Below are 26,497 nucleotides of genomic sequence, written 5' to 3' on the forward strand. Positions count from 1 at the left end.
TACAAGGAGCGAGCGCAGCTCGCGATTGCGTCGCGCGGGCGGCGCTCGATCTCACAGGCGCTGAAGATGCTCCGGCTACCCTTGCCAGGAACCATAGAATCTCCCACAGGGGCGTGGTGCATCAGACAAAGCAGAGCGAAAGCGACTCAGCAATATAAGCAGGCTTCTCTTCACCCTCGATTTCCAGCGTGGCAATCGCCTTGAGCAGCCACTGCCCGGGTCTTTTTTCGGTCACCTCGGCCAGGTCCACTTTCAGCCGCACCTGGCTGTTCACCTTGACCGGCTGAATGAAACGCACGCTGTCCAGCCCGTAGTTCACCACCATCTTCATGCCTTGCGGCAGCACCAGGATGTCTTCGATCAGCTTGGGGATCAGTGAAAGGGTCAGAAAGCCATGGGCAATCGTGCTGCCAAACGGGGTTTGCGCGGCCTTTTCCGGGTCGACGTGGATGAACTGGAAATCGCCGGTGGCTTCGGCGAACAGGTTGATGCGCTGCTGGTCGATCTTCAGCCAGGCCGAGCGGCCCAGTTCCTTACCAACGTATTGCGAAAGCTCTGTAACCGGTACATAGGGCATCGCGGACTCTCCAGGTTGTCAGTTGGTACGAAAGTGCAAGATCAGCACGCTCGGCCATTGCAGTCAAGTTGTCCGCTTTTCGGCGAATATCGATCTATAGCACGGCGTGCTTATAATGGCGCCATGCCCAAGGGAGATGCTTATGCTGTTGCGTGGTCTGACCTGGCTGGTGCTGTTCCAGCTGTTGGGAACGGCGATCAACCACCTGTTGCTGCCGGTTTTGCCGGGCCCGATCATTGGCCTGTTGCTGCTGCTGGGCTTCCTCATGGCCCGCGGCGAGGTTGGCAAGCCACTGAATGAAGCGGCCAGCAGCCTGCTGCGCTACCTGCCGCTGTTGCTGGTGCCGCCGGCGGTGGGGGTGATGGTCTATGCCCGGGATATCGCTGCCGACTTCTGGGCGATTGTCGGCGCCCTGCTGATTTCCTGCCTGCTGACCCTGGTTTTCGTCGGGGTGCTGATGCAGAGGCTGATCCAGCGCCAGAGCAAGCGCGAGGAGCAGCCATGATGCTTGACTGGCAAGGCGCCCTGGATGCGGTCGTGCACCACCCTTTGTTTGGCATCGGTCTCACCCTGGCGGCCTACCAACTGGTGCTCGCCGCCTACGACAAGACGCGCTGGATCTTCCTGCAGCCGGTGTTGGTGTCGATGCTGCTGGTGATCGGCGTGCTGCTGGCGTGCGGCATCGACTACAGCGAATACCGCAACAGCACGCAAATCATGAATACCCTTCTGGGCCCGGCCACCGTGGCCCTGGCGGTGCCTTTGTACCTCAACCTGCGGCGCATCCGGCAGTTGTTCTGGCCCATCTTTACTACGCTGGTAGTCGGGGGGCTGTTTGCCACCCTGTGTTGCCTGCTGTTGGGCTGGTGGTTCGGTGCCGAGCACATGATCCTGATGACCATGGCGCCCAAGTCGGTCACCTCGCCGATTGCCATGCTGGTGGCCGAACAGATTGGCGGGGTCGCTGCCCTGGCAGCGGTGTTCGTGCTGATTACCGGGGTAATCGGCGCCATCTTCGGCCCGGCGCTGCTCAGCCGTGTTGGCGTGCACAGCCCGGAAGCCCGCGGCATGTCGCTGGGGGTGACGGCGCACGCGGTGGGCACTTCGGTGGCCCTGCAGGAAAGTGACGAATGCGGCGCCTTTGCCGCGCTTGCAATGAGCCTGATGGGCGTAGCCACGGCGGTGTTCCTGCCGTTGGCGGTGAGCCTGGTGGCCTGAGGACTGGTGATGACGCTACCGCTGTTTCCGCTCAATACCGTGCTGTTTCCTGGCTGCTTTCTCGACTTGCAGATTTTCGAGGCGCGCTACCTCGACATGATCGGGCGCTGCATGAAGCAGGGCGAAGGGTTTGGCGTGGTGTGCATCCTGGAGGGCGAGCAGGTGGGCAAGGCGCCGCCCACGGTCGCCTCGATCGGCTGCGAGGCGCTGATCCGCGATTTCGTACAGCAGGACAACGGCTTGCTGGGCATTCGCGTCGAAGGCGTGCGGCGCTTCAACCTGGACAGCACCGAGGTGCAAAAGGACCAGTTGCTGGTAGGGCAGGTGCAGTGGCTGGCCGAGCAGGCCGACAGCCCGTTGCTGGAAGCGGACGATGACCTGGTGGCGCTGCTGGTGGCCTTGGGTGAGCACCCGATGGTCGAGGCGCTGGACATGCCGCGCCCGCTGGACGGGCGCCAGGCGCTGGCCAACCAGCTGGCTTACCTGCTGCCGTTCATGGAAGAAGACAAGCTGGACCTGCTGAGCCTCGACTCGCCGCAGCAGCGGCTGGGCGAGATCCAGAAATTGCTGGAGCGGATTCAGGGCGAGCTGTTTGCCTGAGGTGAGAGTTGCCTGCGCCGGCCTGTTGGTAGCGGAGCCTGTATAGTAGCGGCTTGCCCCACCAACAGGCCGGCAACATCAATAGTGATACCTGGCCAACGCCTGCGGCAGTGCGTGCATGGCAAAAAAGGCCAGCAGCGCCACGCAAGCCGGCAACACCAGCCACCATACCCGCTGCGGCAAGGCCGGCAGCGGCTGGCGGTACTGCACCAGGGTCAGGCTGAAGGCGCACACGCAGCAGGCCAGCAGGGCCCCGGCGAGGATATCGGTGGGCCAGTGAGCACCCAGGTAGACCCGCGACAGGGCAATCGCCAGCGCCGGAATGCAGCCCAGCATCACCCAGGTCAGGCGCATCCGCGGCGGCTGACCGCGCCCGGCCAGCACCGCCATCACCAGGAAGAAGGCAAACGATGCCGAGCTGTGCCCGCTGGGCATGCTGTAGCTGGTCAGCGGGTCGCTCAGTACCTCGGGCCGGGCACGGGCAAACAGCCATTTGAGGGTGCCATTGGCGATTGCCGTGCCCATCAGCGCGCCGCCGGCGAACACGGCGTGACGCCATTGCCGGGCCAGCAGCAACAGGCCGGTCAGCAAGCCGCCCAGGAACAGCTGGGTTCTGAAGTCGCCCAGGCGGGTGACCAAGACCACGGTGCCATCGATGGCCTGGCTGCGGTGCTCCTGCACCAGGGTCATCACGCCTTGGTCGAATTCATGCAAGTATGGCCAGCCCAGAAAAATGCCGGCCAGGGCGATCAGGCTCAAGCCGGCAACCAGCCGGGTGCCGTGGCGTTGATCGCGAATGCTGCTGTTCAGGCTCAGGCCGATCAACACGGCCAGGCCGCCGGCGAGGATGCCGGCGTCCAGCCAGAAGCCCTCTGGCAAGGGTAGGCGCATGGCAGCCCCCGTGGCCCAGCCAGGCAGCAGGTAGGCCACTGACCAACCCGCGCCGGCCACCAGGCTGACGGCGATGAAGCGTGGCAGCGGCATGTCGAACATGCCGGCGACCATCGGCAGCATGGGGCGCAGCGGGCCGATGAAGCGGCCGACCAGCAGGCTGGCGATGCCGTAGCGCTGGAAGTAGGTTTCGGCGCTGCCGATCCATTCCGGGTGATGGCGCAGCAATGGCAGCCGGCGGATGTTCTGGTGGAAGTACTTGCCCACCGTGTACGACAGGGCGTCGCCCAGCAGCCCGCCGAGAAAACCCAGCAGCAAGGTCTCGCCCAGGCTGAAGGTGCCGCTACCGGCCAGTACCGCCACGGCGAACAGCAGCACCGTACCCGGCACGATGATGCCGGCGATGGCCAGGCATTCGACGCAGGCCACCAGGAAAATCGCCACGCCAAGCCACTGGGGGTTGGCGCTGAGCCAGCCGGTCAGGCTGTCGAGCCATTGGCCCATGGTCAGCTTCCTTGTTCGAGAATGAAGAAATCGCGACCTTCGACTTGGCCGCGGCGCAAGGGGTTCCGCGTGCAGAAACGCGCGTACTCGGCATCGACGAAGCGGTACGGCAGGTGCTCGTCGCGCCCGTGCGGGATGCCCAGGCGGGTGGCCTGGATCACCTTCGGCACGGGGCTGCCACAATCCTCCACATACAGGCGCTCGGCGTCGAAGCGCCGGGCGTCCCACTGTGGCACTTTCAAGCCCAGGGCGCGGCACAGCAGCGTTTGCCCGGCGCACAGGCGTTCCGGCGGGCGCAGCTTGCCACTGGCATCGGGGTTGTTCAGTTGCATCTGGGCCAGGCTGTTGGGGCCCGAGCGGGCGTCCTGCCAAGGATAGGCGGACTTGATGAGCACTGCGTTGCCAGGGCCGTGGGCGCTGAAGTTCAGCGAGTCGCCGCCGCGTGCGTAGTACATGTAGATATGCCCGCCATCGAGGAACAGCGCCTTGCGCTTCTCGGTGTAGCCGAGTGAGGCATGGCTGCCTTTGTCGGTGAGGTAGTAGGCCTCGGTTTCGATGATGCGCGCCGCCAGCCACAGGTCGCCCTGGCGATGGCGGATGACCTTGCCAAGCAGGGCTTTGGCCAGGGTTTGGGCGTCGCGGTCGAAAAAGCTGTCGGGCAGGGCTGGCATGCGGGCTGTTCGCGATCTGGGGACGCCGGATAATAGCAATGAATGGCTTAATCGAGGCTGAATCGAGTGTGGTGTTGGCGGGGCCGGCCCTTTCGCGGGCATGCCCGCTCCCACAGGTACTGCATGGCCCAAGGCCTTGTGAAATCCCTGTGGGGGCGGGCGCGCCCGCGAAAGGGCCCCAGCAGGAGAGTGAAATTTCGATAAGAGCGGTTACATCTTTCCTGCATATTGCCCAGGCCATTTTCGACCATCCGCCACCCACCGCTGGGCGTATACCTGCGCGGCAGTTATAATCAGCCGATTTCCCCTTCCCAAGACACCGAACCCATGACCGAGTCCGTTCTTGACTATATGACCCGCCTGGGTCGCGCTGCCCGCGAGGCGTCCCGGGTCATCGGCCGTGCCAGCACTGCGCAGAAGAACCGCGCCCTGTTGGCCGCCGCCGATGCGCTGGATGCTGCCCGCGCCGAGCTTACCGCTGCCAACGAACTGGACCTGGCCGCCGGCCGTGCCAATGGCCTAGAGCCTGCGCTGCTGGACCGCCTGGCGCTGACCCCGGCGCGTATCGACGGCATGATCACCGGCCTGCGCCAGGTGGCCAGCCTGCCGGACCCGGTGGGCGCCATCCGGGACATGAGCTACCGCCCATCGGGCATCCAGGTCGGCAAGATGCGTACGCCGCTGGGGGTGATCGGGATCATCTACGAGTCGCGCCCCAACGTGACCATCGATGCCGCCAGCCTGTGCCTGAAGTCGGGTAACGCCACCATCCTGCGTGGGGGCTCCGAAGCCATTCATTCCAACCGCGCCATCGCCACCTGCATCCAGCGTGGCCTGGCTGCCGCCGACTTGCCGGCCGCGGTTGTCCAGGTGGTCGAAACCACCGACCGCGAGGCCGTGGGCGCGCTGATCAGCATGCCTGCGTTCGTCGATGTCATCGTCCCACGGGGTGGCCGTGGCCTCATCGAGCGCATCAGCCGCGATGCCCGCGTGCCGGTGATCAAGCACCTGGACGGTATCTGCCACATCTATGTCAGCCAACATGCCGACCTGGACAAGGCCTGGAATGTGGCATTCAACGCCAAGACATACCGCTACGGCATTTGCGGGGCCATGGAAACGCTGCTGGTCGACCAGCAGGTGGCCGAGCGCTTCCTGCCGGAAATGGCCCGCCGCTTCCGGGACAAAGGCGTGGAACTGCGGGGTTGCGAGCGCACCCAGGCACTCATCGACGCCAAACCGGCGACCGAAGACGACTGGCACACCGAGTACCTGGACGCGATCCTGGCAATTCGCGTGGTCGACGGCCTGGACCAGGCTATCGAGCACATCAATCACTATGGCTCGCACCACACCGACTCGATCATCAGCGAACACCAGGGCGAAGCCCGCCAGTTCATGGCGGAGGTCGATTCGGCATCGGTCATGCTCAACACCCCAACCTGTTTCGCCGATGGTTTCGAGTACGGGCTGGGCGCGGAAATCGGCATTTCCACCGACAAGCTGCATGCCCGCGGCCCCGTCGGCCTGGAGGGGCTGACCTGCGAAAAATACGTCGTCATCGGTGACGGCCAGTTGCGCGGTCAGGGGTCCTGCTGAGTTGAGCAAGGCCCAGGCAGTCCGGCGCATCGGCATTCTCGGCGGAACGTTCGATCCGGTGCACATCGGCCACCTGCGCAGCGCGCTGGAAGTGGCCGAGTTCATGGGGCTGGACGAACTGCGCCTGCTGCCCAATGCCCGGCCGCCGCACCGCGATACCCCGCAGGTGGCCGCGCAAGACCGCCTGGCCATGGTGCGCGAAGCAGTACAGGGGGTGGCCTGCCTGAGCGTCGACGCCCGTGAGCTCGAGCGTGACAAGCCGTCGTACACCATCGACACGCTGGAGTCGGTCCGTGCCGAACTGGCCGGTAGCGACCAGTTGTTCCTGGTGCTGGGCTGGGATGCCTTCTGTGGCTTGCCCAACTGGCACCGCTGGGAAGAATTGCTGCAACACTGTCACATTCTGGTGCTGCAACGCCCGGATGCCGACGTAGAACCCCCTGACGAGCTGCGCAACCTGCTGGCTGCGCGCTCGGAGAGCGATCCCACCGCCATGTCCGGCCCGGCGGGAAATATTTCGTTCGTCTGGCAGACACCGCTTGCGGTGTCGGCTACACAGATCCGACAGCTGCTGGCCAGCGGCAAATCGGTGAGGTTCCTGGTGCCGGACGCCGTACTGGCCTATATCGAGGCGCACGAACTGTATCGTGCGCCCAACTGACGGCGCCCCTGGCGCCTCATCCAACGAGTTGAACGAGTTTTATATGACCAAGCAGAAAATTTACGGCGAAGAACTGGTCGCAGTGACCAAGGCCGCGCTGGAAGACGTGAAGGCCCAGGACATCCAGGTCATCGACGTGCGCGAGAAGCACAGCCTGACCGATTACATGATCATTGCCACCGGTACCTCCAACCGCCAGATCAACGCCATGGCCGAAAAGGTCCGTGAAGCCGTCAAGGCCAAGGGCGCACAGCCTCTGGGCGAAGAAGGCAAGGGCGACAGCGATTGGGTGCTGCTGGACCTGAACGACGTCATCGTGCACATGATGACCGCCGCTGCGCGCCAGTTCTACGACCTGGAGCGCCTGTGGCAAGGCGCCGAGCAAAGCCGTGCTGCGGATGGCAAGCACCACAGCCCGGACCATGCCCACGAGTATTCCGACAAGCTCAAAGACCGCGAATAAGGGCAGCGCCGTGCGTTTGCGCCTGATTGCGGTCGGCTCGCGCATGCCGAAGTGGGTCGAGGAAGGCTGGCATGAATATGCCAAGCGCCTGCCCACCGAGCTGTCGCTGGAGCTGGTGGAAATTCCGCTGAACACCCGTGGCAAGAATGCCGACGTCGCCCGCCTGATCCGTCAGGAGGGCGAGGCCATGCTGAGCAAGGTGCAGCCCGGGGAACGCATCGTTACCCTGGAGGTCCATGGCAAGCCCTGGAGTACCGAGCAACTGGCGGGCGAGCTGGATCGCTGGCGGCTGGACGCGCGCACGGTCAATTTGATGGTGGGCGGCCCGGAGGGCCTGGCGCCTGAGGTTTGCGCGCGCGCCGAGCAACGCTGGTCGCTGTCGCCGCTGACCCTGCCACACCCGTTGGTAAGGATACTCATCGGCGAGCAGATCTACCGCGCCTGGACCGTGTTGTCCGGGCACCCTTACCACAAATGAGCCTGTAAGCCGTCCGATGTCGCAGCCGATCCGTCTCAAGGACCACGAGAAAGACGCCCGCCTGGTGCGTAACCGCGTCGTGGTCGGCGCAATCGCGGTGGTGCTGCTGGTGTGCGTGCTGATCGCGCGGCTGTACTACCTGCAGATCATCCAGTACGACTACCACTCCACGCTGTCGGAGAACAACCGGGTGCATGTGCAGCCGATCCCGCCGACCCGCGGGTTGATCTTCGACCGTAACGGCGTGATCGTGGCCGACAACCGGCCCAGTTTCAGCCTGTCGATGACCCGCGAACGCGCGGGTAACTGGCAGGAAGTACTGGACACCATCGTCGAAGTGCTGGAATTGACCGAAGACGACCGCGCCCTGTTCGAGAAGCGCATGCGCCAGGGCCGCCGGCCGTTCGAGCCGGTGCCGATCCTGTTCGAGCTCAACGAAGAACAGATTGCCCGGGTGGCGGTCAACCAGTTCCGCCTGCCGGGTGTGGAGGTGGTCGCGCAGCTGGTGCGGCATTACCCGCAGGGGGCGCACTTCGCCCATTCGGTGGGTTACGTGGGGCGGATCAACGAGAAAGAGCTGAAAACCCTCGACCCGGTGAACTACAGCGGTACCCACCATATCGGCAAGACCGGCATCGAGCGCTTCTATGAGGATGCACTGCACGGCCAGGTCGGTTACGAGGAAGTCGAGACCAACGCCCGCGGCCGCGTGCTGCGGGTGCTCAAGCGCACCGACCCCAAGCCGGGCAAGGACATCGTGCTGAGCCTGGACATCAAGCTGCAGGAAGCCGCCGAGGCCGCCCTGGGTGGCCGCCGGGGCGCCGTGGTGGCGCTGGACCCGCGCACTGGCGAGGTTCTGGCCATGGTCAGCCAGCCAAGCTTCGATCCCAACCTGTTCGTCACCGGCATCAGCTTCAAGGCGTATGCCGAGTTGCGTGATTCGATCGACCGGCCGCTGTTCAACCGCGTGTTGCGCGGCTTGTACCCGCCGGGCTCCACCATCAAGCCGGCGGTGGCGATTGCCGGCCTGGACAGCGGTGTGGTCAACGCCAGTAGCCGGGTATTCGACCCTGGCTACTACCAACTGCCCAACTACGACCACAAATACCGTAACTGGAACCGCTCGGGTGATGGCTGGGTCGACCTGGACACCGCGATCATGCGCTCCAACGACACCTACTTCTACGACCTTGCCCACAAGATGGGCATCGACCGGCTGTCCAGTTACATGAACAAGTTCGGCATCGGCCAGCGGGTATCCCTGGACATGTTCGAGGAATCTGCCGGGCTGATGCCATCGCGGGAATGGAAGCGCGCCACCCGCCGCCAGGCCTGGTTCCCGGGTGAAACCCTGATTCTTGGCATTGGCCAGGGCTACATGCAGGCGACGCCGTTGCAACTGGCCCAGGCCACTGCGCTGATCGCCAACAAGGGCGTATGGAACCGCCCGCACCTGGCCAAGACCATCGAAGGCCAGCCGCCGGTGGACGAAAACCCCATGGCGAACATCGTGCTGCGGGACAAGTCGGACTGGGCCAAGGTCACCCATGGCATGGAGCAGGTGATGCACAACGCCCGCGGTACCGCACGCAAGGCCGCCCTCGGTGCCCAATACCGCATCGCCGGCAAGAGCGGTACCGCCCAGGTGGTGGCGATCAAGCAGGGTGAAAAGTACGACCGTAACAAACTCCAGGAGCGCCACCGTGACCACGCCCTGTTCGTTGCCTTCGCTCCGGCCGAAGCCCCGCAGATCGTGGTGTCGGTGATGGTCGAGAACGGCGAGTCCGGTTCGGGTGTTGCGGCACCGGTGGTCCGCCAGATCATGGACGCCTGGCTGCTCGACGAAAATGGCCGTCTCAAGCCCGAGTTCGCGCCTGCTACCGCTACCCAGGAATCAGCCCTGTGATGAACAATTTCGATCGCATGCTCTCTAGTGAGGATGTGATGCGTCGGCGCGCCAGCTTCCTGCAGCGCATTCATGTCGACGGCCCTTTGCTGATCATTCTACTGACCCTCGCCGCCGGCAGCCTGTTCGTGCTGTATTCGGCCAGCGGCAAGAACTGGGACCTGCTGCTCAAGCAGGCGACCTCGTTCGGCATCGGTCTGGTGTCGATGTTCGTCATCGCCCAGCTGGAGCCGCGCTTCATGGCCCGCTGGGTGCCGCTGGCCTACCTCACCGGGGTGCTGCTGCTGGTGGTGGTGGACGTGATGGGCCATAACGCCATGGGCGCCACGCGCTGGATCAACATCCCGGGGGTGATCCGCTTCCAGCCCTCGGAATTCATGAAGATCATCATGCCGGCGACCATTGCCTGGTACCTGTCCAAGCGCACCTTGCCGCCGCACCTGAAGCACGTGGCCATCAGCCTGGTGCTGATCGGCGTGCCATTCATTCTGATCGTGCGCCAGCCCGACCTGGGCACCGCACTGCTGATCCTGGCATCGGGCGCCTTCGTGCTGTTCATGGGTGGCCTGCGCTGGCGCTGGATCCTCAGCGTACTGGCAGCGGCGGTGCCGGTGGCGGTGGCGATGTGGTTCTTTGTCATGCACGACTACCAGAAGCAGCGGGTACTGACCTTCCTCGACCCGGAAAGCGACCCGCTGGGCACCGGCTGGAACATCATCCAGTCCAAGGCGGCAATCGGTTCGGGCGGGGTGTTCGGCAAAGGCTGGCTGCTCGGCACCCAGTCGCACCTGGACTTCCTTCCGGAAAGCCATACCGACTTCATCATCGCCGTGCTCGGCGAGGAGTTCGGCCTGGTCGGTATCTGCCTGCTGCTGATCGTCTACCTGCTGCTGATCGGCCGTGGCCTGATGATTACCGCCCAGGCCCAGACCCTGTTCGGCAAGCTGCTGGCGGGTAGCCTGACCATGACCTTCTTTGTCTACGTATTCGTCAATATCGGCATGGTCAGCGGCCTGCTGCCCGTAGTGGGCGTGCCGCTGCCCTTTATCAGCTATGGCGGAACATCCTTGGTAACGCTGCTGTCAGCGTTTGGCGTTCTCATGTCGATCCATACGCACCGAAAATGGATCGCACAGGTTTGAAAAAGGTGAACAATTTGATGCAAGCAGTGCGTAACTGGGCTGCCCGTTGTGCGCCGTGGGTCGGCGCGGTGGGCCTGTTCGGCGCTGTACAGCTGGCCCATGCCGGCGACTATGAGGGTTCGCCACAGGTGGCCGAGCTGGTGGGCGAAATGAGCCGAGACTACGGTTTTGCCCCGGAGCAGCTGATGGGGGTGTTCCGTGAGGTGCAGCGCAAGCAGTCGATTCTGGATGCCATCTCGCGCCCTGCCGAGCGGGTAAAGCCGTGGAAAGACTACCGGCCGATGTTCATCACCGATGCGCGCATTGCCCGTGGGGTGGATTTCTGGCGCCAGCACGAGGCGGTGCTGGCGCGCGCCGAGCAGGAATACGGGGTACCCGCGCAATACATCGTCGCGATCATTGGGGTCGAAACCTTCTTCGGCCGCAACACCGGCAACTACCGGGTGATCGATGCCCTGTCGACGCTGGGCTTCGACTACCCGCCGCGCGCCGAGTTCTTCCGCAAGGAGCTGCGCGAGTTCCTGCTGCTGGCGCGCGACGAGCAGCTGGACCCGTTGACCCTCAAAGGCTCCTACGCCGGTGCCATGGGCCTTCCACAGTTCATGCCGAGCAGTTTTCGCAACTACGCGGTGGACTTCGACGGTGACGGCCACATCAACATCTGGAACAACCCGGACGATGCCATTGGCAGCGTGGCCAACTACTTCAAGCGCCACGGCTGGGTAGCCGGCGAAGGCGTGGTCAGCCGCGCCTGGGTAGAAGGTGCGCGCGCCGACGAAGGCCTGACCACCGGTATCGAGCCGGTCAAGACCGCGGGGGAGTTGCGCGCGCTTGGCTGGTCGGTTCATGATTCGCTGCGCGATGATCTGCCGGTTACGGCCTTCCGGCTCGAAGGCGACAATGGCCCCGAGTACTGGATGGGGCTGAAGAACTTCTACGCGATCACTCGCTACAACCGCAGCGTGATGTATGCCATGGCGGTGCATCAGCTCGCGGAACAGCTGGTTCAAGTACGGGGCGTCAAGTAATGCGCGCAATCATCTCTGCACACTCTTTCAAGCTGCTCACCTGCCTCGCCGTTGGCCTGGTGCTGGCCAGTTGCTCTTCCAACCGCCCGGCCCCGCAAAAAAGCAGCGGCAACGTGGTACGCAGCCAGCCGGGCCTGGATATCAACCGGGCACACAAGGATGGCGCGCCGTGGTGGGACGTGGATGTGAACAAGATCCCCGACGCCACGCCGACCGTGCACACCGGTAACTACAAGGCCAACCCCTACACGGTGCTGGGCAAGACCTACTACCCCATGCAGGACTCGCGCAACTACCGCGCCGAGGGTACCGCGTCCTGGTACGGCACCAAGTTTCACGGGCAGAACACCGCCAATGGTGAGCTGTACGACCTGTACGGCATGAGTGCCGCGCACAAGACCTTGCCGCTGCCGGCCTATGTGCGCGTGACCAACCTGGCCAACGGCCGTAGCGTGATTCTGCGGGTCAATGACCGTGGCCCGTTCTATTCCGACCGCATCATCGACCTGTCCTATGCCGCAGCGAAAAAGCTCGGCTATGCCGAAATCGGCACCGCACACGTGCGTGTCGAGGGCATCGACCCGCAACAATGGTGGGCCCAGCGTGGCCAGACGCCACCGATGGTGCTGAAGGAGCCCCAGGTGGCCCAGACCCAGGCGGTGCCGGCCACGACCGGGCGGGTCGAGCAATGGACGCCGCCGCCGCAGCAGCACGCGGCGCCGGTAGTGCCGGTACAGGTAGGGGGCAACAACGTCCCGGGTGGCAATGGCGGCAGCTTCCTGCAGGTGGGTGCCTTCGCCAACCCGGATGCCGCCGAATTGCTGCGCTCCAAGCTCAGCACCATGGTCAGCGCGCCGGTGTTCATCAGCTCGATCGTGCGTAACCAGCAGACCCTGCACCGCGTGCGGCTGGGGCCGATCGGCAGCCAGGGCGAGATCCAGCAAGCCCAGGACAGCATCCGCCTGGCGAACTTGGGGCAGGCCAAGCTGGTCACAGACTGAGCTCAGCTACAAGCAACCGGCTGCAAGCTGCAAGCTGCAAGAAGACCCTGCGCCCACCCGCTTTGTCTTTCGGCTTGCAGCTTGAAACTCTTGCTGTCGGTTTTGTCATGAACTGCCGGGCTCGGCCATGTACAATGTCGGCTTTTGCCCGCAGCGACATAAAGCCGCACTGTAGCGGGCCAGGCCTCTGGCCATAAAACTAGACTGACTGGCGCTGGGCGCATGATGTTGCCCAGGGAACATCAGACCATTAGCGATTTTCGAGAGACGGATGAACATCACCAACCTTGCCAAACGACTTTGCCTGCCTGTACTGCTGCTGATCACGCCTGCCGCCTTCGCGGCCGAGCAGATGACACCGGCACCACCGCAACTGGCAGCCAAGTCCTACGTACTCATGGACGCGTCCAGCGGCAACGTGCTGGTCGAAAACAACGGTGACGAGCGCCTGCCGCCAGCCAGCCTGACCAAGCTGATGACCGCCTACATCGCCACCCTGGACATCCGCCGTGGCCAGATCGGCGAGAACGACCCGGTTACCGTCAGTGAAAACGCCTGGCGTACCGGCGGTTCGCGCATGTTCATCAAGGTTGGCAGCCAGGTCACCGTCAGCGACTTGCTGCACGGCATCATCATCCAGTCCGGCAACGATGCCTCGGTCGCCCTGTCCGAGCACATCGCCGGCAGCGAAGATGCCTTCGCCGACATGATGAACAAGACCGCGGCCGACCTGGGCATGACCAACAGCCACTTCTTGAACCCGACTGGCCTGCCGAACCCAGACCACTACTCGTCGGCCCATGACATGGCGGTACTGGCCCGGGCGATCATCAACGTCGACCCGGCGCACTACGCCATCTATTCGCAGAAAGAGTTCTTCTGGAACAACATCAAGCAGCCTAACCGCAACCTGCTGCTGTGGCGCGACAAGACCGTCGACGGCCTGAAAACCGGCCACACCGAAGAAGCAGGCTACTGCATGGTGGCTTCGGCGGTACGCGATGGCCAGCGCCTGATCGCGGTGGTGTTCGGCACCAACAGCGAACAAGCGCGTGCTGCCGAAACCCAGAAGCTGCTGACCTACGGCTTCCGCTTCTTCGAAACCCAGACCTTCTACCAGAAGGGCACCGAGCTGACCCAGGCGCCGGTGTGGAAGGGCGCCACTGGCCAAGTCAAGGCCGGCCTGGCCGACGACCTGACCATGACCATGCCTAAAGGCCAGCTCAAGCGCCTGGTCGCCACGATGACCATGAACCCGCAGCTCACCGCGCCAATCGCCAAAGGTGACGTGATCGGCAAAGTGGAAGTCAAACTGGACGAGAAAGTGGTTCACAGCGCCGACCTGATCGCCCTCGATGGCGTCGAGGAAGGTGGTTTCTTCCGCCGTATGTGGGATAGCATCCGTCTATTCTTCTACGGGTTGTTCAACTGATACGTGACCTGCACACCCCCGCGCATCACGCGGGGGTGTTGTTGCCACGGCTTACGAGGCCGTTTCCGCCATGAGCGAACCAGACGTCAAGTCGCACAAGATCGAATTCCCTTGCGCCGATTACCCGATCAAAGTCATCGGTGACACCGTTGTCGGCTTCAAGGACACGGTTATCGAGATTCTCAGCAAGCACGCCAAAGTCGACCTTTCCACCCTGGCCGAACGCCAGAGCAAGGAAGGCAAGTACACCACCGTGCAACTGCACATCGTTGCCGAAAGCGAGAACCAGCTGCACGATATCAACAGCGCCCTGCGCGCTACCGGTATCGTGAAAATGGTGCTCTGATGCCCGCCTGCCTCGGTTTTCGCGAGCTTGGCCTGCAGCCCTACCAACCGGTGCTGGAGGCCATGCGGCGCTTCACCGAGCAGCGCAGCCCGGCCAGCCAGGATGAAATCTGGCTGGTCGAGCACCCTGCGGTCTTTACCCAGGGCCAGGCCGGCAAGGCCGAGCACCTGCTGGTGCCGGGCGACATCCCGGTGGTGCAGACCGACCGCGGCGGCCAGGTGACCTACCATGGCCCCGGGCAGTTGGTGGCCTACCTGTTGCTGGATGTACGCCGGCTGGGTTTTGGTGTACGTGAGCTGGTCAGCCGTATCGAGCAGACCCTCATCGACCTGCTGGCCAGCTATGGCGTGCAGGCTTCAGCCAAGCCCGATGCGCCGGGCGTCTATGTCGATGGAGCGAAAATCGCCTCCCTCGGCCTGCGAATTCGCAACGGCCGTTCGTTTCACGGCCTTGCCCTGAACGTGGACATGGACCTTGCGCCATTCCGCCGAATCAACCCCTGCGGTTATGCGGGGCTGGCGATGACCCAGCTACGTGACCTGGCAGGCCCGATCGAACTCGACGAGGTCAGGACAAGGCTGCGCGGACAGCTGGTCAAGCACCTCGACTACGCTGAGCAGACGACCCTCACGGGCGGAATCGACTGAATATGACAACTGTGCAAGAAGCCGTGCCCAACCTGACACCTACCCAGGATGCCACCCCGCGCCCAGCGCCGAAGAAGGTGGAAGCCGGGGTCAAGCTGCGTGGCGCCGAGAAGGTGGCGCGCATCCCGGTGAAAATCATCCCGACCGACGAGTTGCCGAAAAAGCCCGACTGGATTCGCGTGCGTATCCCAGTCTCGCCGGAGGTCGACCGCATCAAGCAACTGCTGCGCAAGCACAAGCTGCACAGCGTGTGCGAGGAAGCTTCCTGCCCGAACCTGGGTGAGTGCTTCTCGGGCGGCACCGCCACCTTCATGATCATGGGTGACATCTGCACCCGTCGTTGCCCGTTCTGCGACGTAGGCCACGGCCGGCCGAAGCCGCTGGACCTGGACGAGCCGAAAAACCTGGCGGTCGCCATCGCTGACCTGCGCCTGAAGTACGTGGTGATCACTTCGGTAGACCGCGACGACCTGCGTGACGGTGGTGCCCAGCACTTTGCCGACTGCATCCGCGAAATCCGCGCGCTGTCGCCAGGCGTGCAACTGGAAACCCTGGTGCCGGACTACCGCGGGCGTATGGACGTGGCACTGGAAATCACTGCGCAAGAGCCGCCGGATGTGTTCAACCACAACCTCGAAACCGTGCCGCGCCTGTACAAGGCCGCGCGCCCGGGCTCTGACTACGACTGGTCGCTGGACCTGTTGCAGAAGTTCAAGCAGTTGGTGCCGCATGTACCCACCAAGTCGGGCCTGATGCTGGGCCTGGGTGAAACCGACGAAGAAGTGATCGAAGTGATGCACCGCATGCGCGAGCATGACATCGACATGCTTACCCTCGGTCAGTACCTGCAACCGTCGCGCAGCCACTTGCCGGTGCAGCGTTTCGTGCACCCCGACACCTTTGCCTGGTTCGCCGAGGAAGGCTACAAGATGGGCTTCAAGAACGTGGCTTCCGGCCCGCTGGTGCGCTCTTCGTACCATGCCGACCAGCAGGCGCACGAAGCCAAGATCAAGCTCTGAGCCTGGCTGAAACACAAATGCCGATGCTTGCCGAAAGGGCAGCATCGGCATTTTTTTTGCCGGCGACAAGCCATAAGCTACAAGCGACAAGATGCCTGGAGCTGCATGATGAATTGTGTCGATACCCTTCCCGTACATTTGCCCAAGGCGATCTTGCAGGACACCTGCTTCGCTATCATCGCGCCGGCGGGCTCGGCGCGGCTGGATACGCACAAGGTCAACCAGTGGTTCGCTGATCGTGGCTACCGTTGCCGCATTTACCCAGGTGCCCTGCAGGCTCAGGGTTACCTGGCAGGCCCGGACCAGCAGCGGCTGCAGGACCTGCACGATGCCTTTGCCGACCCGGGCATCGGCGCCATCCTGTGCATGCGCGGCGGTTACGGCAGCATGCGCCTGCTCGACCAGCTGGATTTCCAGCTGATACGGCGCAACCCCAAGCCGCTGATTGGCTACAGCGATATCACGGCGCTGCATACGGCCCTTTATCGGCATGCCGGGCTGATCACGTTCCATGGGGGGATGCTCAATGCCGACTTGCTCGGCGGCAAGCTGGCGCCGACCGAGTCGTCTTTGCTGGCCCAGCTGGGTGGGCATGTGCGCGCAGGGGAGCAGATTGCCCACCCAGCGGGCTATGCCATGAGCACGGTGATGCCGGGGGTTGCCAGCGGGCGTTTGCTGGGTGGCAACCTGTCGATGCTGGGCGCGACGCTTGGCACCGTGGCCGAGCTGGATACAGAGGGCTGCATCCTGTTTATCGAAGACGTCAATGAGCCGCTGTACCGGGTAGACCGGCTACTGACGCAGTTGCGCCTGGCGGGCAAGCTGGCGGGCGTGAAAGGCGTGCTGGTAGGGGATTTTGCCGGGATTACCACGGCGGCGTTGGCGCCACTGCTGGAGGAAACTTTCGGGCCCTTGGGTGTGCCGGTGCTGGCGGGGTGGCGCAGTGGGCACTGTGACCCGAATGTGTGCTTGCCGCTGGGGGCTCGGGTACGGCTGGACAGTGTTCAGCAGAGCTTGGTGTTGGAGCAGGATGTGTTCAAGGCTTGAGATAGCCGGGGCTGCTTTGCAGCCCTTTCGCGACACAAGGCCGCTCCTACAGGGATCGCGTTACACCAACGTACCGCAACCCCCAGCTATCTCACTGGCTACGCAGGCTCTCAAGCAGCTTATGGGTCGGGTAACCATCCGCCGGCCACCCCAGCCCTTGCTGGGCATTGCGTATGGCCTTGCGGGTGTTGGCGCCGATAATGCCATCGGCATTGCCCGCATCATACCCACGGCCGTTAAGCAGGTTCTGCAACTCCACGCGTTCGCTGCGGCTCAGCGGCAAGTCTTCCTTCGGCCAGCTGCCGGCAATGAAGCCCCAGCCGCTGAAGCGGTCGGCCAGCAGGCTCACCGCCAGTGCATAGGACGATGAGTTGTTGTACTTGAGGATGGCGCGGAAGTTATCCAGTACCAGGAACGCCGGGCCACGCGCGCCTGCTGGCAACAGCAACGCGGCAGACAGCTGGTTGCTGCCCGCTGGCAATTGGGTGCCGGTTGGCAGCTTCACACCCATTGCCAGCCACTCGCTCACCGGCCTGCGCAACGCGCCATCGGCCTGCCAGAAATCGAAGCCTGGCGGTACCTGCACCTCGAAGCCCCACGGTTGGCCACGCTTCCAGCCCGAGCTTTGCAGGTAGTGCGCGGTCGAGGCCAGGGCATCGGGGGTGCTGTTCCAGATGTCGCGGCGGCCGTCGCCGTCAAAGTCCACGGCATGGGTGTTGTAGGTGGTCGGGATGAACTGGGTCTGGCCCATGGCGCCAGCCCACGAGCCACGCATGGCCTCAGGCTGGATGTCGCCATGCTGGATGATCTGCAGGGCGGCGATCAGCTGGTCCTGGGCGAACTGCGGGCGACGGCCTTCATAGGCCAGGGTCGCCAGCGAGCGGATTACCGACTTGTTGCCCTGGAACTGGCCGAAATTGCTCTCCATGCCCCACACCGCCACCAGCACCTGGCGGTCAACGCCATAGCGTTGCTCGATGCGGGTCAGCAGTTCGGCGTTCTGATCCAGCAACCGCTTGCCATTGCGCACGCGCAAAGGGGACAGCGCGCCTTCGAGGTATTCCCACACCGGGCGGCTGAACTCAGGCTGGCTGCGGTCGGCCTTGATCACGTCCATGTCGGGGGTAACCCCGAGGAAGGCGCGGTCGAAGATGCTGGGCGAAATACCCGCTTGCAGGGCTTGTTCGCGGAAACCCGCTTGCCACTGGGCGAAGGTTTGCAAAGGCTGGATTTCAGTGCTGGCGTCTGGCGTTGCACCGGGCACGGTTACCACGGGCGCAGGTTGCGCAGGGGCCAGCGGCAGCGCGTCGGCGGCGGTAGGTTTTTCCGCGCAGGCAACCAGCAGGATGAAGCTGGAGGCCGCGATCAGCTGGCGGGTTTCCCAACGGGGAGAAAGACGGAAGAGCATGCACAGATCCAGAATTGCAGGTCAGGTGCTGACCATATCATGCCTGCGCCCGCGATGCTTTCATGCCGCCAAAAAGTAGGAAGCCTCCCAATCTCTCGATTGGAAGGCTTCGCGGCGGTAGCTGCCTTTGCCTTTTTCCGGTTGTTCCTGGCGGCAGCGGAACAGCGGTTGGGCAATGATCGACTTGGCCTTGTTGGGGCCGTGCTTTTTCGGCTTTTTGCTCATGGCGGGGTTCCCGTGGTGGGTGGGTTTCGGGGCGCACTTTAGGGCCCAGGGGCGATGTGGGCCAATTGATTGTGTATATGGTTCACAGGAGCACCCACAGGTTCAGCACAACCTTCAAGGCCTGTGGACTCCATGTGGGAGCTGGCTTGCCAGCGATAGGGCCTGTGACCGTTATAGAGGGGGTAGCGCCAGGCGCTGACCCGCCATCAACAATGACAACCGCGCCAGGCCCGTCCACGGCGAGCCCTCGGCCTGGCCCTTGATTTGCGCATCGATACGCTGGGCATCCTGGAGCAGTTGCGCCCAGCGCTGCGCCGAGAGGCGCTGCAGGGCCTTGCTGACCAACGGCCGGCGCTTATCCCAGACCGGTGGGCGCGCCTGGCTGAACGCCTTGTCCAGCGGCACGCCCTGGCTGAATTGCTGGGCCAGCCCGGCGAGCTGGCGCAGCTCACGCGCCAGCGCCCAGAGAACCACCGGGGGCTCGACCCCCTCACCGCGCAAGCCTTCGAGCATGCGCAGGGCATGTGCAGCTTCACCGTTGAGAATGGCGTCTACCAGCCCGAAAACGTCGAACCGGGCGCTGTCAGCGACAGCCGACTGCACGGTTTCGACGGTGATCTGGTTGCCTTCGGCCAACAGCTTGAGCTTTTCGATTTCCTGCGCGGCAGCCAGCAGGTTGCCTTCTACGCGCGCGGCAATCAGGTCGACAGCGTCACGCTGCGCCGACAGGCCGGCCTGCTGCAGGCGCTGGTTGATCCATTGCGGCAGCTGGTGCGCATCCACCGGCCAGATCTGGATGAACTGGCAGTGGGCACCTTCGATCAAGGCCTTGCCCCACTTGGTCTTCTGCGCGCTGCCGTCGAGCTTGGGCAGGCTGACCAGCAGCAGGGTGTCTTCGGCGGGGTTGGCGCAGTATTCCATCAGCGCTGCAGCGCCCTTGTCACCCGGCTTGCCCGAGGGCAGGCGAAGTTCCAGCAGGCGCCGCTGGGCGAACAGGGACAGGCTGGCACCGGCTTGGAGCAGGGTGCCCCAGTCGAAGTTGGCGTCGGCACTGAAGACCTGGCGCTCGTCGAAACCTTGCTGGCGCGCAGCTTGGCGGATGGCGTCGGCGGCTTCCTGGCACAGCAGCGGGTCGTCACCGCTGACCACGTAGACCGGGGCCAAGGCGCCTTGCAGGTGCTTGTTGAGTTGGGCGGGGGCGAGCTTCATGGGCAGTAGGCGGGGTACCCGAAGGCACCCCGCACGGGCTTAGTTGCCCGGTACTTCCAGGGGCGACTGCTGCGGCGTTTCCGCCTGCTGGCGGCGTGCGGCCTCAAGGGCGGCCGCTTCAGCCTGGGCACGCTGATCGGCTTTTTGCTGCAGCTCGTCCAGCTGGGCCGGGGTCAGTTGCTGCAGGCGCACGACCATGGCGTTGACCAGGTCACGGCGCATTTCCAGGCGGGAACGGGCAGCTTCCTGCTCGGAACCGGTGATGTTCGAGGCATCGCGCACATACACCTTGCGCACTTCCAGCTTGTCACTCAGCAGTTCAAGGTTGTTCAAGCCCTGGATGCTGTAGTTGAGCTGGGTGGTCAGCTCGTACTCGGCAGTGCGGTTACCGCTGTTGTAGCTGGCCGAGCGCTCGCGCTGCTGTTCGTTGGTCAATACCAGGCGGTACGGCGCACCGGTGTGCACATTGACGCCGCTGTTCTTGAGCACCTGGCGCAGTTCGGTCACGGTAGGCCCGTACGCGTCACGCGCACTGACGTCCATTTCCTTGATGCTCAGCTCGTTGGTGCCAGTACCGCGCAGCTGGAAACCGCAGGCGCTGAGCATGACCGTCAGGCCAATTACCAGCAAATTGCGTTTGATCATGTTGTTGCTCCCTTGTGGGCCTGTTCCGCCCGCCCGCAGTGGCTGCGGGCGGGCGTTGCCATCAGTTGGCGACGATGTTGACCAGCTTGCCCGGTACCACGATGACCTTGCGAATGGCCAGGCCGTCGATGAAGCGCAGGACGTTCTCGTTGCTGCGCGCGGCGGCTTCGATTTCTTCGCGGCTGGCGGCGGCCGGCATTTCGACCTGCCCACGCAGTTTGCCATTGACCTGCACCACCAGGGTGACGGTGTCCTGCACCAGTGCGGCTTCGTCGACCGCTGGCCAGCCAGCGTCGATCACGGCCTGATCATGGCCCAACTGCTTCCACAGCTCGTGGGAGATGTGCGGGGTGATCGGCGCCAGCAGCAGGGTCACGGCTTCCAGGCCTTCGTGCAGCAAGGCACGGTCTTGCGCCGTGGCTTGCGGGGCTTTTTCCAGCACGTTCATCACGGTCATCACCTGGGCGATGGCGGTGTTGAATTTGTGGAACTGGCCGACGTCGGTGCTGGCCTGCTTGATGGCGGCGTGAATGGCGCGGCGAATGACCTTCTGTGCGTCGTCCAGGGCGGCGACATCCAGCTTGCCCGGCAGGCCTTGGGCGACGTGTGCCTGGGCCAGGCGCCAGACGCGGCGCAGGAAGCGGCTGGCGCCTTCGACGCCGGAGTCGGACCATTCCAGGCTCGCGTCAGGTGGCGAGGCGAACATCATGAACAGGCGGCAGGTATCGGCGCCGTACTGGTCGATCATCGACTGGGGATCGACGCCGTTGTTCTTCGACTTGGACATCTTCTCGGTGCCGCCGATTTCCACCGGCAGGCCGTCGGTCTTCAGGCGTGCGCCAATGATCTTGGCCTTGGCATCGCGTTCGATTTCGACATCGGCCGGGTTGAACCAGTCCTTGCCGCCGTTGCTGGCAACGCGGTAGTAGGTTTCGGCCACGACCATACCCTGGGTCAGCAGGTTCTTGAACGGCTCGTTCGAGGTGACCAGGCCTTCGTCACGCATCAGCTTGTGGAAGAAGCGCGCATACAGCAGGTGCAGGATGGCGTGTTCGATACCGCCGATGTACTGGTCGACCGGCAGCCAGTGGTTGGCTGCTTTCGGGTCGACCATGCCACCTTCGTAGTTCGGCGAGGCGTAGCGGGCGAAATACCAGGAAGACTCGACGAAGGTGTCCATGGTGTCGGTTTCGCGCTTGGCCGCAGCGCCGCATTTCGGGCAGCTGCACTCGTAGAATTCTGGCATGCGCGCCAGTGGCGAGCCGGCACCATCGGGCACCACGTTCTCCGGCAGGGTCACCGGCAACTGGTCTTCTGGCACGGGCACGTCGCCGCAGGACGGGCAGTGGATGATCGGGATCGGGCAGCCCCAGTAGCGCTGGCGGCTGATACCCCAGTCGCGCAGGCGGAACTGGGTGCGCGATTTGCCCAGGTCCTTGCGGATCAGGGCTGCTTCGATGGCGTCGAAGGCGCCGGCAAAGTCCAGGCCGTCGAACTCGGCGGAGTTGATCAGTTGGCCGTGCTCGCCATAGGCGTCCTGCCACTCGTTGCCGACTTCATCGCCCGCACTGGTGCGTACTACGGCCTTGACCGGCAGGTTGTACTTGCGGGCGAACTCGAAGTCGCGCTCGTCGTGAGCCGGCACCGCCATTACCGCGCCATCGCCGTAGTGCATGAGCACGTAGTTGGCGACCCAGACCGGCAGCTTCTCGCCCGTCAGCGGGTGCTCCACCAGCAGGGAAGTGGCCATGCCCTTCTTCTCCTGGGTGGCCATGTCAGCTTCGGCAACGCTGCCGGCCTTGCATTCTTCGATGAACGCCTGCAGCGCCGGGTTGCCCTGGGCAGCCTGGGTGGCCAGCGGGTGCTCGGCGGCGACGGCGACGTAGGTGGCACCCATCAGCGTGTCGGGGCGGGTGGTGAAGACCTTGAGCGTGCCGGCGTGGCCGATGCTGGCCTGGTCGTAGGGGAACTGGACTTCCATGCCGCGTGACTTGCCGATCCAGTTGCGCTGCATGGTCTTGACCTGCTCAGGCCAGCCCGGCAGTTCGTCGAGGCTTTCCAGCAGCTCGTCGGCGTAGTCGGTGATGCGGAAGTAGTACATCGGGATTTCGCGCTTTTCGATCAGCGCGCCGGAACGCCAGCCGCGGCCGTCGATGACCTGCTCGTTGGCCAGTACGGTCTGGTCTGCCGGGTCCCAGTTCACGGTCCCGTTCTTGCGGTAGATGATGCCTTTCTCGAACAGGCGGGTGAACAGCCACTGCTCCCAACGGTAGTAGTCAGGCTTGCAGGTGGTCACTTCACGTGCCCAGTCGATGGCCAGGCCCAGGCTCTTGAGCTGGGTCTTCATGTACTCGATGTTTTCGTACGTCCACTTGGCCGGGGCGACGTTGTTCTTCATCGCCGCGTTTTCCGCGGGCATGCCGAAAGCGTCCCAGCCCATCGGCTGCAGCACGTTCTTGCCCAGCATGCGCTGGTAGCGGGCAATCACGTCACCGATGGTGTAGTTGCGCACGTGGCCCATGTGTAGCTTGCCGCTCGGGTACGGGAACATCGACAGGCAGTAGTAGGTGTCCTTGCCTGGCTGTTCGGTAACAGCGAACGATTGTTGCTCGTCCCAGAAGTTCTGGGCGGCGGCTTCGATATCACGGGGCGTGTATTGTTCGTGCATGGCTACTTTTTGCTGAGAGGGAAGAGACCTTGTTCCAGGCAGCGGAACCTCGCTGCGTCCGGCACTCCGGTGTCATTTAGAGTGAACGCCGTAGCATACAGCAGCGCTGCGTATCGTGGGAAACCTTCGTTGCGAATGGCCGCTGGTCGCTGCGCCCGGCTGCTTTTTGCAACGACGCTAAGCTCTGGTGTGGGGGGAGATATTCTTATCTTCAATGAGGTGAACGGATGGGAGAGACGCAGCTACCCGCAATCAGACCGGAGCTTTACGAGCGCCTGATCGACCGGCTTGGCCTGGCACTCGAAAGCGCCAGGACCTCTGTGCGATTGCGCGACGAGATGCCAGCCGAGCTGGAGTTGCGTGGCCTCAGCCACGCAGAGTTCGAAGTGATCAAGGCCTACCTGGAAGCCCTTCCGGGGCGCCGTAATGCTGCTGTCGGCAGTTACCCACAAGCGGAGCCGGCATCAGCCAAGATTATCTGGCTCAAGGACCAGAAGCGCGCTGCCACCGCGGCCAGTTCCAGAACGCTGCGCCAGCGCTAGTCGTTCAGGGCGCCCGGCGCAGGCCATCGCGCCACGGTCATTCATCATTCATACAGCTTTCGATCGGCACCGGCCCTACCTTGTTGACCGGTGCCGATCCTTTTAGGCTGCACGCCTGCCAAGGAGGTGTGGCCGATGCCCATACGATTTTTCATCAAGCAATGGCTGATGCCGCCGGGCATCTTGTTCCTGTTGCTGCTTGCCGCATGGTGGTGGCGTGCGCGCCGGCCACGGCTGGCGGCGCTGTGTTTTGGGGTGGGGCTGGGTGGCTTGTGGCTGATGAGCTTGCCCTGGTGGTGCAGGAAACGGCCCGCGTGCTGGAGACCGAGCCGCCACTGGCAGTGGGCGACTGGGCGGGCCTGGCAGGGCGGGCAGACGCCATCGTGGTGCTGGGCGCGGGCCGTGAACGTGGTGACCCGGCCTGGGGCGGCAGTGACCAGCCCACGGCCACGGCGCTGGAGCGCATGCGGTTTGCTGCGCGGCTGGCCAAGGCCTCCGGTTTGCCGGTGCTGACCAGTGGCGGGCTGCACTATGGCACGCCGCCGAGTGAGGCGCGGTTGATGGCCGATCACCTGCGTGAGGATTTTGCGGTCGAGGTGAGGTGGCGCGAAGAGGCCAGCCGCACGACCTGGGAGAACGCCCAGCTGTCGGCCAAGGTGCTGCAGCCGCTGGGGATTCGCCGTGTGGTGGTGGTCACCCAGGCCTGGCACATGCAGCGCTCGCGCTGGAGCTTTGAACAGGCGGGGTTCGAGGTGGTGCCGGCGCCGGTGGGGTTCCTTGGGCGCGAGCATGCGCGGCCGTTCGGCGGGTTGCTGCCGGAAGGCCGGGCGATGTGGCAGAGCGGGCAGTTACTTAATGAGGTGGTGGGGCTGGTGGGGTACCGGGTGTTCTATTGAATTCAGGTTTGCGCGGTTTCTTGTAGGAGCGGCCTTGTGTCGCGACGGGCTGCGCAGCAGCCCCGGATCTCAGCTCTATCTCAAGATTGCCGGGGCTGCTTTGCAGCCCATCGCGACGCAAGGCCGCTCCTACAGGGACCGTGTAATGCCGGTTAGACAGTTTTGGCTATGCGCCCGGCCAGCAATGCCCAGCCCAGCAGCAGCACGCAGACAATCGCCAGCGGCCACGAACGCCATTGCAGGTAAGGCGTGAGCTGCTGCATCGGCACCACTTCGCCATACATCACCGCCTGCTGGAATTGTGGTACCTGCGTGGTGATACGGCCGAACGGGTCGATCAGCGCGGTTACACCATTGTTGGTGGCGCGGATCATCCAGCGGCCGGCTTCCAACGCACGCATCTGCGCCATCTGCAGGTGCTGCAGCGGGCCGATCGAGGTGCCGAACCAGGTGTCGTTGCTGATGGTCAGCAGCAGGTCGCTACGCGCCGCCAGCCCTGCAGCGAATTCCGGGTAGACCACTTCGTAGCAGATGTACGGGGCAATCTGGTAACCCTTGGCCTGCAGCAGTGGCTGGTCTTCCGGGCCGCGGGCAAAGTCCGACATGGGCAGGTTGAAGAACTCGATGGCGCCACGCAGCATGTCCTGCAGCGGCACATACTCGCCAAACGGCACCAGTTTCTGCTTGAGGTAGGTGCCATCGCCTTCGCCGGCCACCGTGATACCGTTGTAGTAGCGGCGCTGGTGATGCACCTCTTCGCGCACCGGTACGCCGGTGATCAGCGCCGAATGCCGTTCGGCGGCAAAGCGGCCCATCACATCGATGTAGCCCTGGGCCTGGTCCTTGAGCACCGGCACCGCGGTTTCGGGCCACACCAGCAGGTCCACTGGCTTGGAACTGAAGCTCAGGTCACGGTACAGCGCCAGTTGTGCATCGATGTGCGCCGGGTCCCATTTCAGGTCCTGTTCGACGTTGCCCTGTATGGCCGCCACTTTCAGCGGGTCGCCAGCCGGCTTGGTCCAGGCATGGCCTTTGAGTGCCAGGCCCAGGGCCCAGGGCGCCAGCAACAGCACCGCGGCAATGGCCAGGAACGAAGGGCGCGCGCGCAGGCGGTGCAGGTTGCACAGCAGGGCGGCAGTGAGGGCCAGGGCGAAGGAAACCAGCCATACGCCACCCAGCGGGGCAAGGCCTGCCAACGGCCCGTCGAGCTGGCTGTAGCCGGCGTAGAGCCAGGGAAAACCGGTCAGGAACCAGCCGCGGAAAGCTTCCTGCAGCAGCCACAGGGCGGCGAAACACAAGGCGTCGGCCAGCGGCGCTTCGTTGCGCCGCAACCAGCGCGCCCACAACCAGGTGGGCAGGGCGAAGAACCATGCCAGGGCGGCAAAAAATGCCAACAACAGCACGATCGCCAGCAACGGCGAGGCGCCGCCGTAGGTGGTCATGCTGACGTAGATCCACCAGGTGCCCGCGCCGTACAGGCCAAACCCGAACCACCAGCCACGCCACATGGCCTGGCGCGGGCTGAGCTCGCGCAGGCCCAGGTAGAGCAGGGCGATCGATAGCAAGGCCAGCGGCCAGATATCGAACGGTGCCAGGGCCAGGAGGGTGGATGCGCCGGCCGCCAGGGCCAGCAGGTTACCGGGCCAGCCGGGGCGGGTGATCCAACGCATGTTT

26 protein-coding genes and 1 pseudogene are annotated in these 26,497 nt (G+C 63.9%); 18 read left to right on the plus strand and 9 right to left on the minus strand.

The window, feature by feature from the left end:
- Positions 1–121: 121 nt before the first annotated feature.
- Positions 122–577: a MaoC family dehydratase gene (locus tag B3361_RS14980; RefSeq protein WP_009685814.1), complete on the minus strand. Its 456-nt coding sequence runs from the start codon at positions 575–577 to the stop codon at positions 122–124.
- A 142-nt stretch (positions 578–719) separates the two neighbouring features.
- On the opposite strand from B3361_RS14980, the gene B3361_RS14985 reads away from it, so the two are divergent.
- Genes B3361_RS14985 through B3361_RS14995 form a run of 3 tightly spaced genes read left to right on the plus strand, consistent with a single transcriptional unit; the run spans position 720 to position 2,395 of the window.
- On the plus strand, positions 720–1,082 hold the full coding sequence (locus B3361_RS14985) for a CidA/LrgA family protein (RefSeq protein ID WP_054906041.1): 363 nt from the start codon (positions 720–722) through the stop codon (positions 1,080–1,082).
- Entirely contained in the window at positions 1,079–1,795 is a 717-nt protein-coding gene (locus B3361_RS14990; protein ID WP_009685817.1) for an LrgB family protein, read from the plus strand. Before B3361_RS14985 ends, B3361_RS14990 begins: the two co-directional genes overlap by 4 nt.
- A gap of 9 nt (positions 1,796–1,804) precedes the next feature.
- Complete coding sequence (locus tag B3361_RS14995; protein WP_009685818.1) at positions 1,805–2,395, plus strand: LON peptidase substrate-binding domain-containing protein; 591 nt, start codon at positions 1,805–1,807, stop codon at positions 2,393–2,395.
- A gap of 78 nt (positions 2,396–2,473) precedes the next feature.
- Here B3361_RS14995 and B3361_RS15000 read toward each other — a convergent pair whose 3' ends face one another.
- Together B3361_RS15000 and B3361_RS15005 are read right to left on the minus strand one after the other, a co-directional pair.
- Positions 2,474–3,790, minus strand: a complete 1,317-nt coding sequence (locus B3361_RS15000) for a bifunctional DedA family/phosphatase PAP2 family protein (RefSeq protein WP_054906040.1) — start codon at positions 3,788–3,790, stop codon at positions 2,474–2,476.
- Between the two features lie 2 nt (positions 3,791–3,792).
- Positions 3,793–4,461, minus strand: coding sequence for a DNA-3-methyladenine glycosylase (locus B3361_RS15005; protein ID WP_029885808.1), 669 nt, complete (start codon positions 4,459–4,461; stop codon positions 3,793–3,795).
- Positions 4,462–4,788: 327 nt separating this feature from the next.
- Between B3361_RS15005 and B3361_RS15010 the strand changes: the two genes are divergently transcribed.
- The 13 genes from B3361_RS15010 (at position 4,789) to B3361_RS15070 (ending at position 17,230) form a co-directional block, all read left to right on the plus strand.
- Entirely contained in the window at positions 4,789–6,060 is a 1,272-nt protein-coding gene (locus B3361_RS15010; protein ID WP_029885809.1) for a glutamate-5-semialdehyde dehydrogenase, read from the plus strand.
- Position 6,061: 1 nt separating this feature from the next.
- Positions 6,062–6,721, plus strand: coding sequence for a nicotinate-nucleotide adenylyltransferase (gene nadD, locus B3361_RS15015; RefSeq protein ID WP_054906039.1), 660 nt, complete (start codon positions 6,062–6,064; stop codon positions 6,719–6,721).
- Between the two features lie 43 nt (positions 6,722–6,764).
- On the plus strand, positions 6,765–7,184 hold the full coding sequence (gene rsfS / locus B3361_RS15020; protein ID WP_009685825.1) for a ribosome silencing factor: 420 nt from the start codon (positions 6,765–6,767) through the stop codon (positions 7,182–7,184).
- A 10-nt stretch (positions 7,185–7,194) separates the two neighbouring features.
- A complete protein-coding gene (gene rlmH, locus B3361_RS15025; protein WP_054906038.1) occupies positions 7,195–7,662 on the plus strand; it encodes a 23S rRNA (pseudouridine(1915)-N(3))-methyltransferase RlmH in 468 nt (155 codons plus the stop codon).
- A 16-nt stretch (positions 7,663–7,678) separates the two neighbouring features.
- The gene (gene mrdA / locus B3361_RS15030) at positions 7,679–9,568 is read left to right on the plus strand and encodes a penicillin-binding protein 2 (protein ID WP_009685827.1); all 1,890 of its coding nucleotides are present in this window, start codon (positions 7,679–7,681) and stop codon (positions 9,566–9,568) included.
- 38 nt (positions 9,569–9,606) lie between these two features.
- Positions 9,607–10,710 carry a rod shape-determining protein RodA gene (rodA, locus tag B3361_RS15035; protein ID WP_009685828.1) on the plus strand — a complete coding sequence of 368 codons (1,104 nt, stop codon included), beginning with the start codon at positions 9,607–9,609 and terminating at the stop codon, positions 10,708–10,710.
- Positions 10,711–10,727: 17 nt separating this feature from the next.
- Positions 10,728–11,738: a lytic murein transglycosylase B gene (gene mltB, locus B3361_RS15040; protein ID WP_009685829.1), complete on the plus strand. Its 1,011-nt coding sequence runs from the start codon at positions 10,728–10,730 to the stop codon at positions 11,736–11,738.
- The gene (locus B3361_RS15045; protein WP_054906037.1) at positions 11,738–12,739 is read left to right on the plus strand and encodes a septal ring lytic transglycosylase RlpA family protein; all 1,002 of its coding nucleotides are present in this window, start codon (positions 11,738–11,740) and stop codon (positions 12,737–12,739) included. The genes mltB and B3361_RS15045 overlap by 1 nt, the downstream gene beginning before the upstream one ends.
- Before the next feature lie 271 nt (positions 12,740–13,010).
- On the plus strand, positions 13,011–14,171 hold the full coding sequence (locus B3361_RS15050; RefSeq protein ID WP_286920268.1) for a D-alanyl-D-alanine carboxypeptidase family protein: 1,161 nt from the start codon (positions 13,011–13,013) through the stop codon (positions 14,169–14,171).
- Between the two features lie 70 nt (positions 14,172–14,241).
- On the plus strand, positions 14,242–14,517 hold the full coding sequence (locus tag B3361_RS15055; protein WP_009685832.1) for a DUF493 domain-containing protein: 276 nt from the start codon (positions 14,242–14,244) through the stop codon (positions 14,515–14,517).
- Complete coding sequence (lipB, locus tag B3361_RS15060; protein WP_009685833.1) at positions 14,517–15,164, plus strand: lipoyl(octanoyl) transferase LipB; 648 nt, start codon at positions 14,517–14,519, stop codon at positions 15,162–15,164. The genes B3361_RS15055 and lipB overlap by 1 nt, the downstream gene beginning before the upstream one ends.
- A 2-nt stretch (positions 15,165–15,166) precedes the next feature.
- Positions 15,167–16,183, plus strand: coding sequence for a lipoyl synthase (lipA, locus tag B3361_RS15065; RefSeq protein WP_054906036.1), 1,017 nt, complete (start codon positions 15,167–15,169; stop codon positions 16,181–16,183).
- A 108-nt stretch (positions 16,184–16,291) separates the two neighbouring features.
- Positions 16,292–17,230 carry a S66 peptidase family protein gene (locus B3361_RS15070; protein ID WP_054906035.1) on the plus strand — a complete coding sequence of 313 codons (939 nt, stop codon included), beginning with the start codon at positions 16,292–16,294 and terminating at the stop codon, positions 17,228–17,230.
- 91 nt (positions 17,231–17,321) lie between these two features.
- Here B3361_RS15070 and B3361_RS15075 read toward each other — a convergent pair whose 3' ends face one another.
- The 5 genes from B3361_RS15075 to leuS form a co-directional block, all read right to left on the minus strand.
- Complete coding sequence (locus B3361_RS15075; protein ID WP_009685837.1) at positions 17,322–18,638, minus strand: lytic murein transglycosylase; 1,317 nt, start codon at positions 18,636–18,638, stop codon at positions 17,322–17,324.
- Positions 18,639–18,698: 60 nt separating this feature from the next.
- Entirely contained in the window at positions 18,699–18,863 is a 165-nt protein-coding gene (arfA, locus tag B3361_RS15080) for an alternative ribosome rescue factor ArfA (RefSeq protein ID WP_009685838.1), read from the minus strand.
- A 171-nt stretch (positions 18,864–19,034) separates the two neighbouring features.
- The gene (holA, locus tag B3361_RS15085) at positions 19,035–20,072 is read right to left on the minus strand and encodes a DNA polymerase III subunit delta (protein WP_054905912.1); all 1,038 of its coding nucleotides are present in this window, start codon (positions 20,070–20,072) and stop codon (positions 19,035–19,037) included.
- Positions 20,073–20,111: 39 nt separating this feature from the next.
- Positions 20,112–20,717, minus strand: coding sequence for an LPS assembly lipoprotein LptE (gene lptE, locus B3361_RS15090; RefSeq protein WP_054905913.1), 606 nt, complete (start codon positions 20,715–20,717; stop codon positions 20,112–20,114).
- Between the two features lie 61 nt (positions 20,718–20,778).
- On the minus strand, positions 20,779–23,385 hold the full coding sequence (leuS, locus tag B3361_RS15095; RefSeq protein WP_054905914.1) for a leucine--tRNA ligase: 2,607 nt from the start codon (positions 23,383–23,385) through the stop codon (positions 20,779–20,781).
- Between the two features lie 227 nt (positions 23,386–23,612).
- Between leuS and B3361_RS15100 the strand changes: the two genes are divergently transcribed.
- Both B3361_RS15100 and B3361_RS15105 read left to right on the plus strand, forming a co-directional pair.
- Positions 23,613–23,927, plus strand: a complete 315-nt coding sequence (locus B3361_RS15100; RefSeq protein ID WP_009685393.1) for a hypothetical protein — start codon at positions 23,613–23,615, stop codon at positions 23,925–23,927.
- A gap of 135 nt (positions 23,928–24,062) precedes the next feature.
- Positions 24,063–24,823, plus strand: a pseudogene (locus tag B3361_RS15105) (YdcF family protein).
- A 152-nt stretch (positions 24,824–24,975) separates the two neighbouring features.
- On the opposite strand, the gene lnt reads toward B3361_RS15105, so the two are convergent.
- Entirely contained in the window at positions 24,976–26,493 is a 1,518-nt protein-coding gene (lnt, locus tag B3361_RS15110) for an apolipoprotein N-acyltransferase (RefSeq protein ID WP_009685395.1), read from the minus strand.
- Positions 26,494–26,497 lie beyond the last annotated feature (4 nt).

Origin of the sequence: Pseudomonas sp. UBA6699, assembly GCF_002454615.1 — a bacterium.
Taxonomy (GTDB): Bacteria; Pseudomonadota; Gammaproteobacteria; order Pseudomonadales; family Pseudomonadaceae; genus Aquipseudomonas; species Aquipseudomonas juntendi.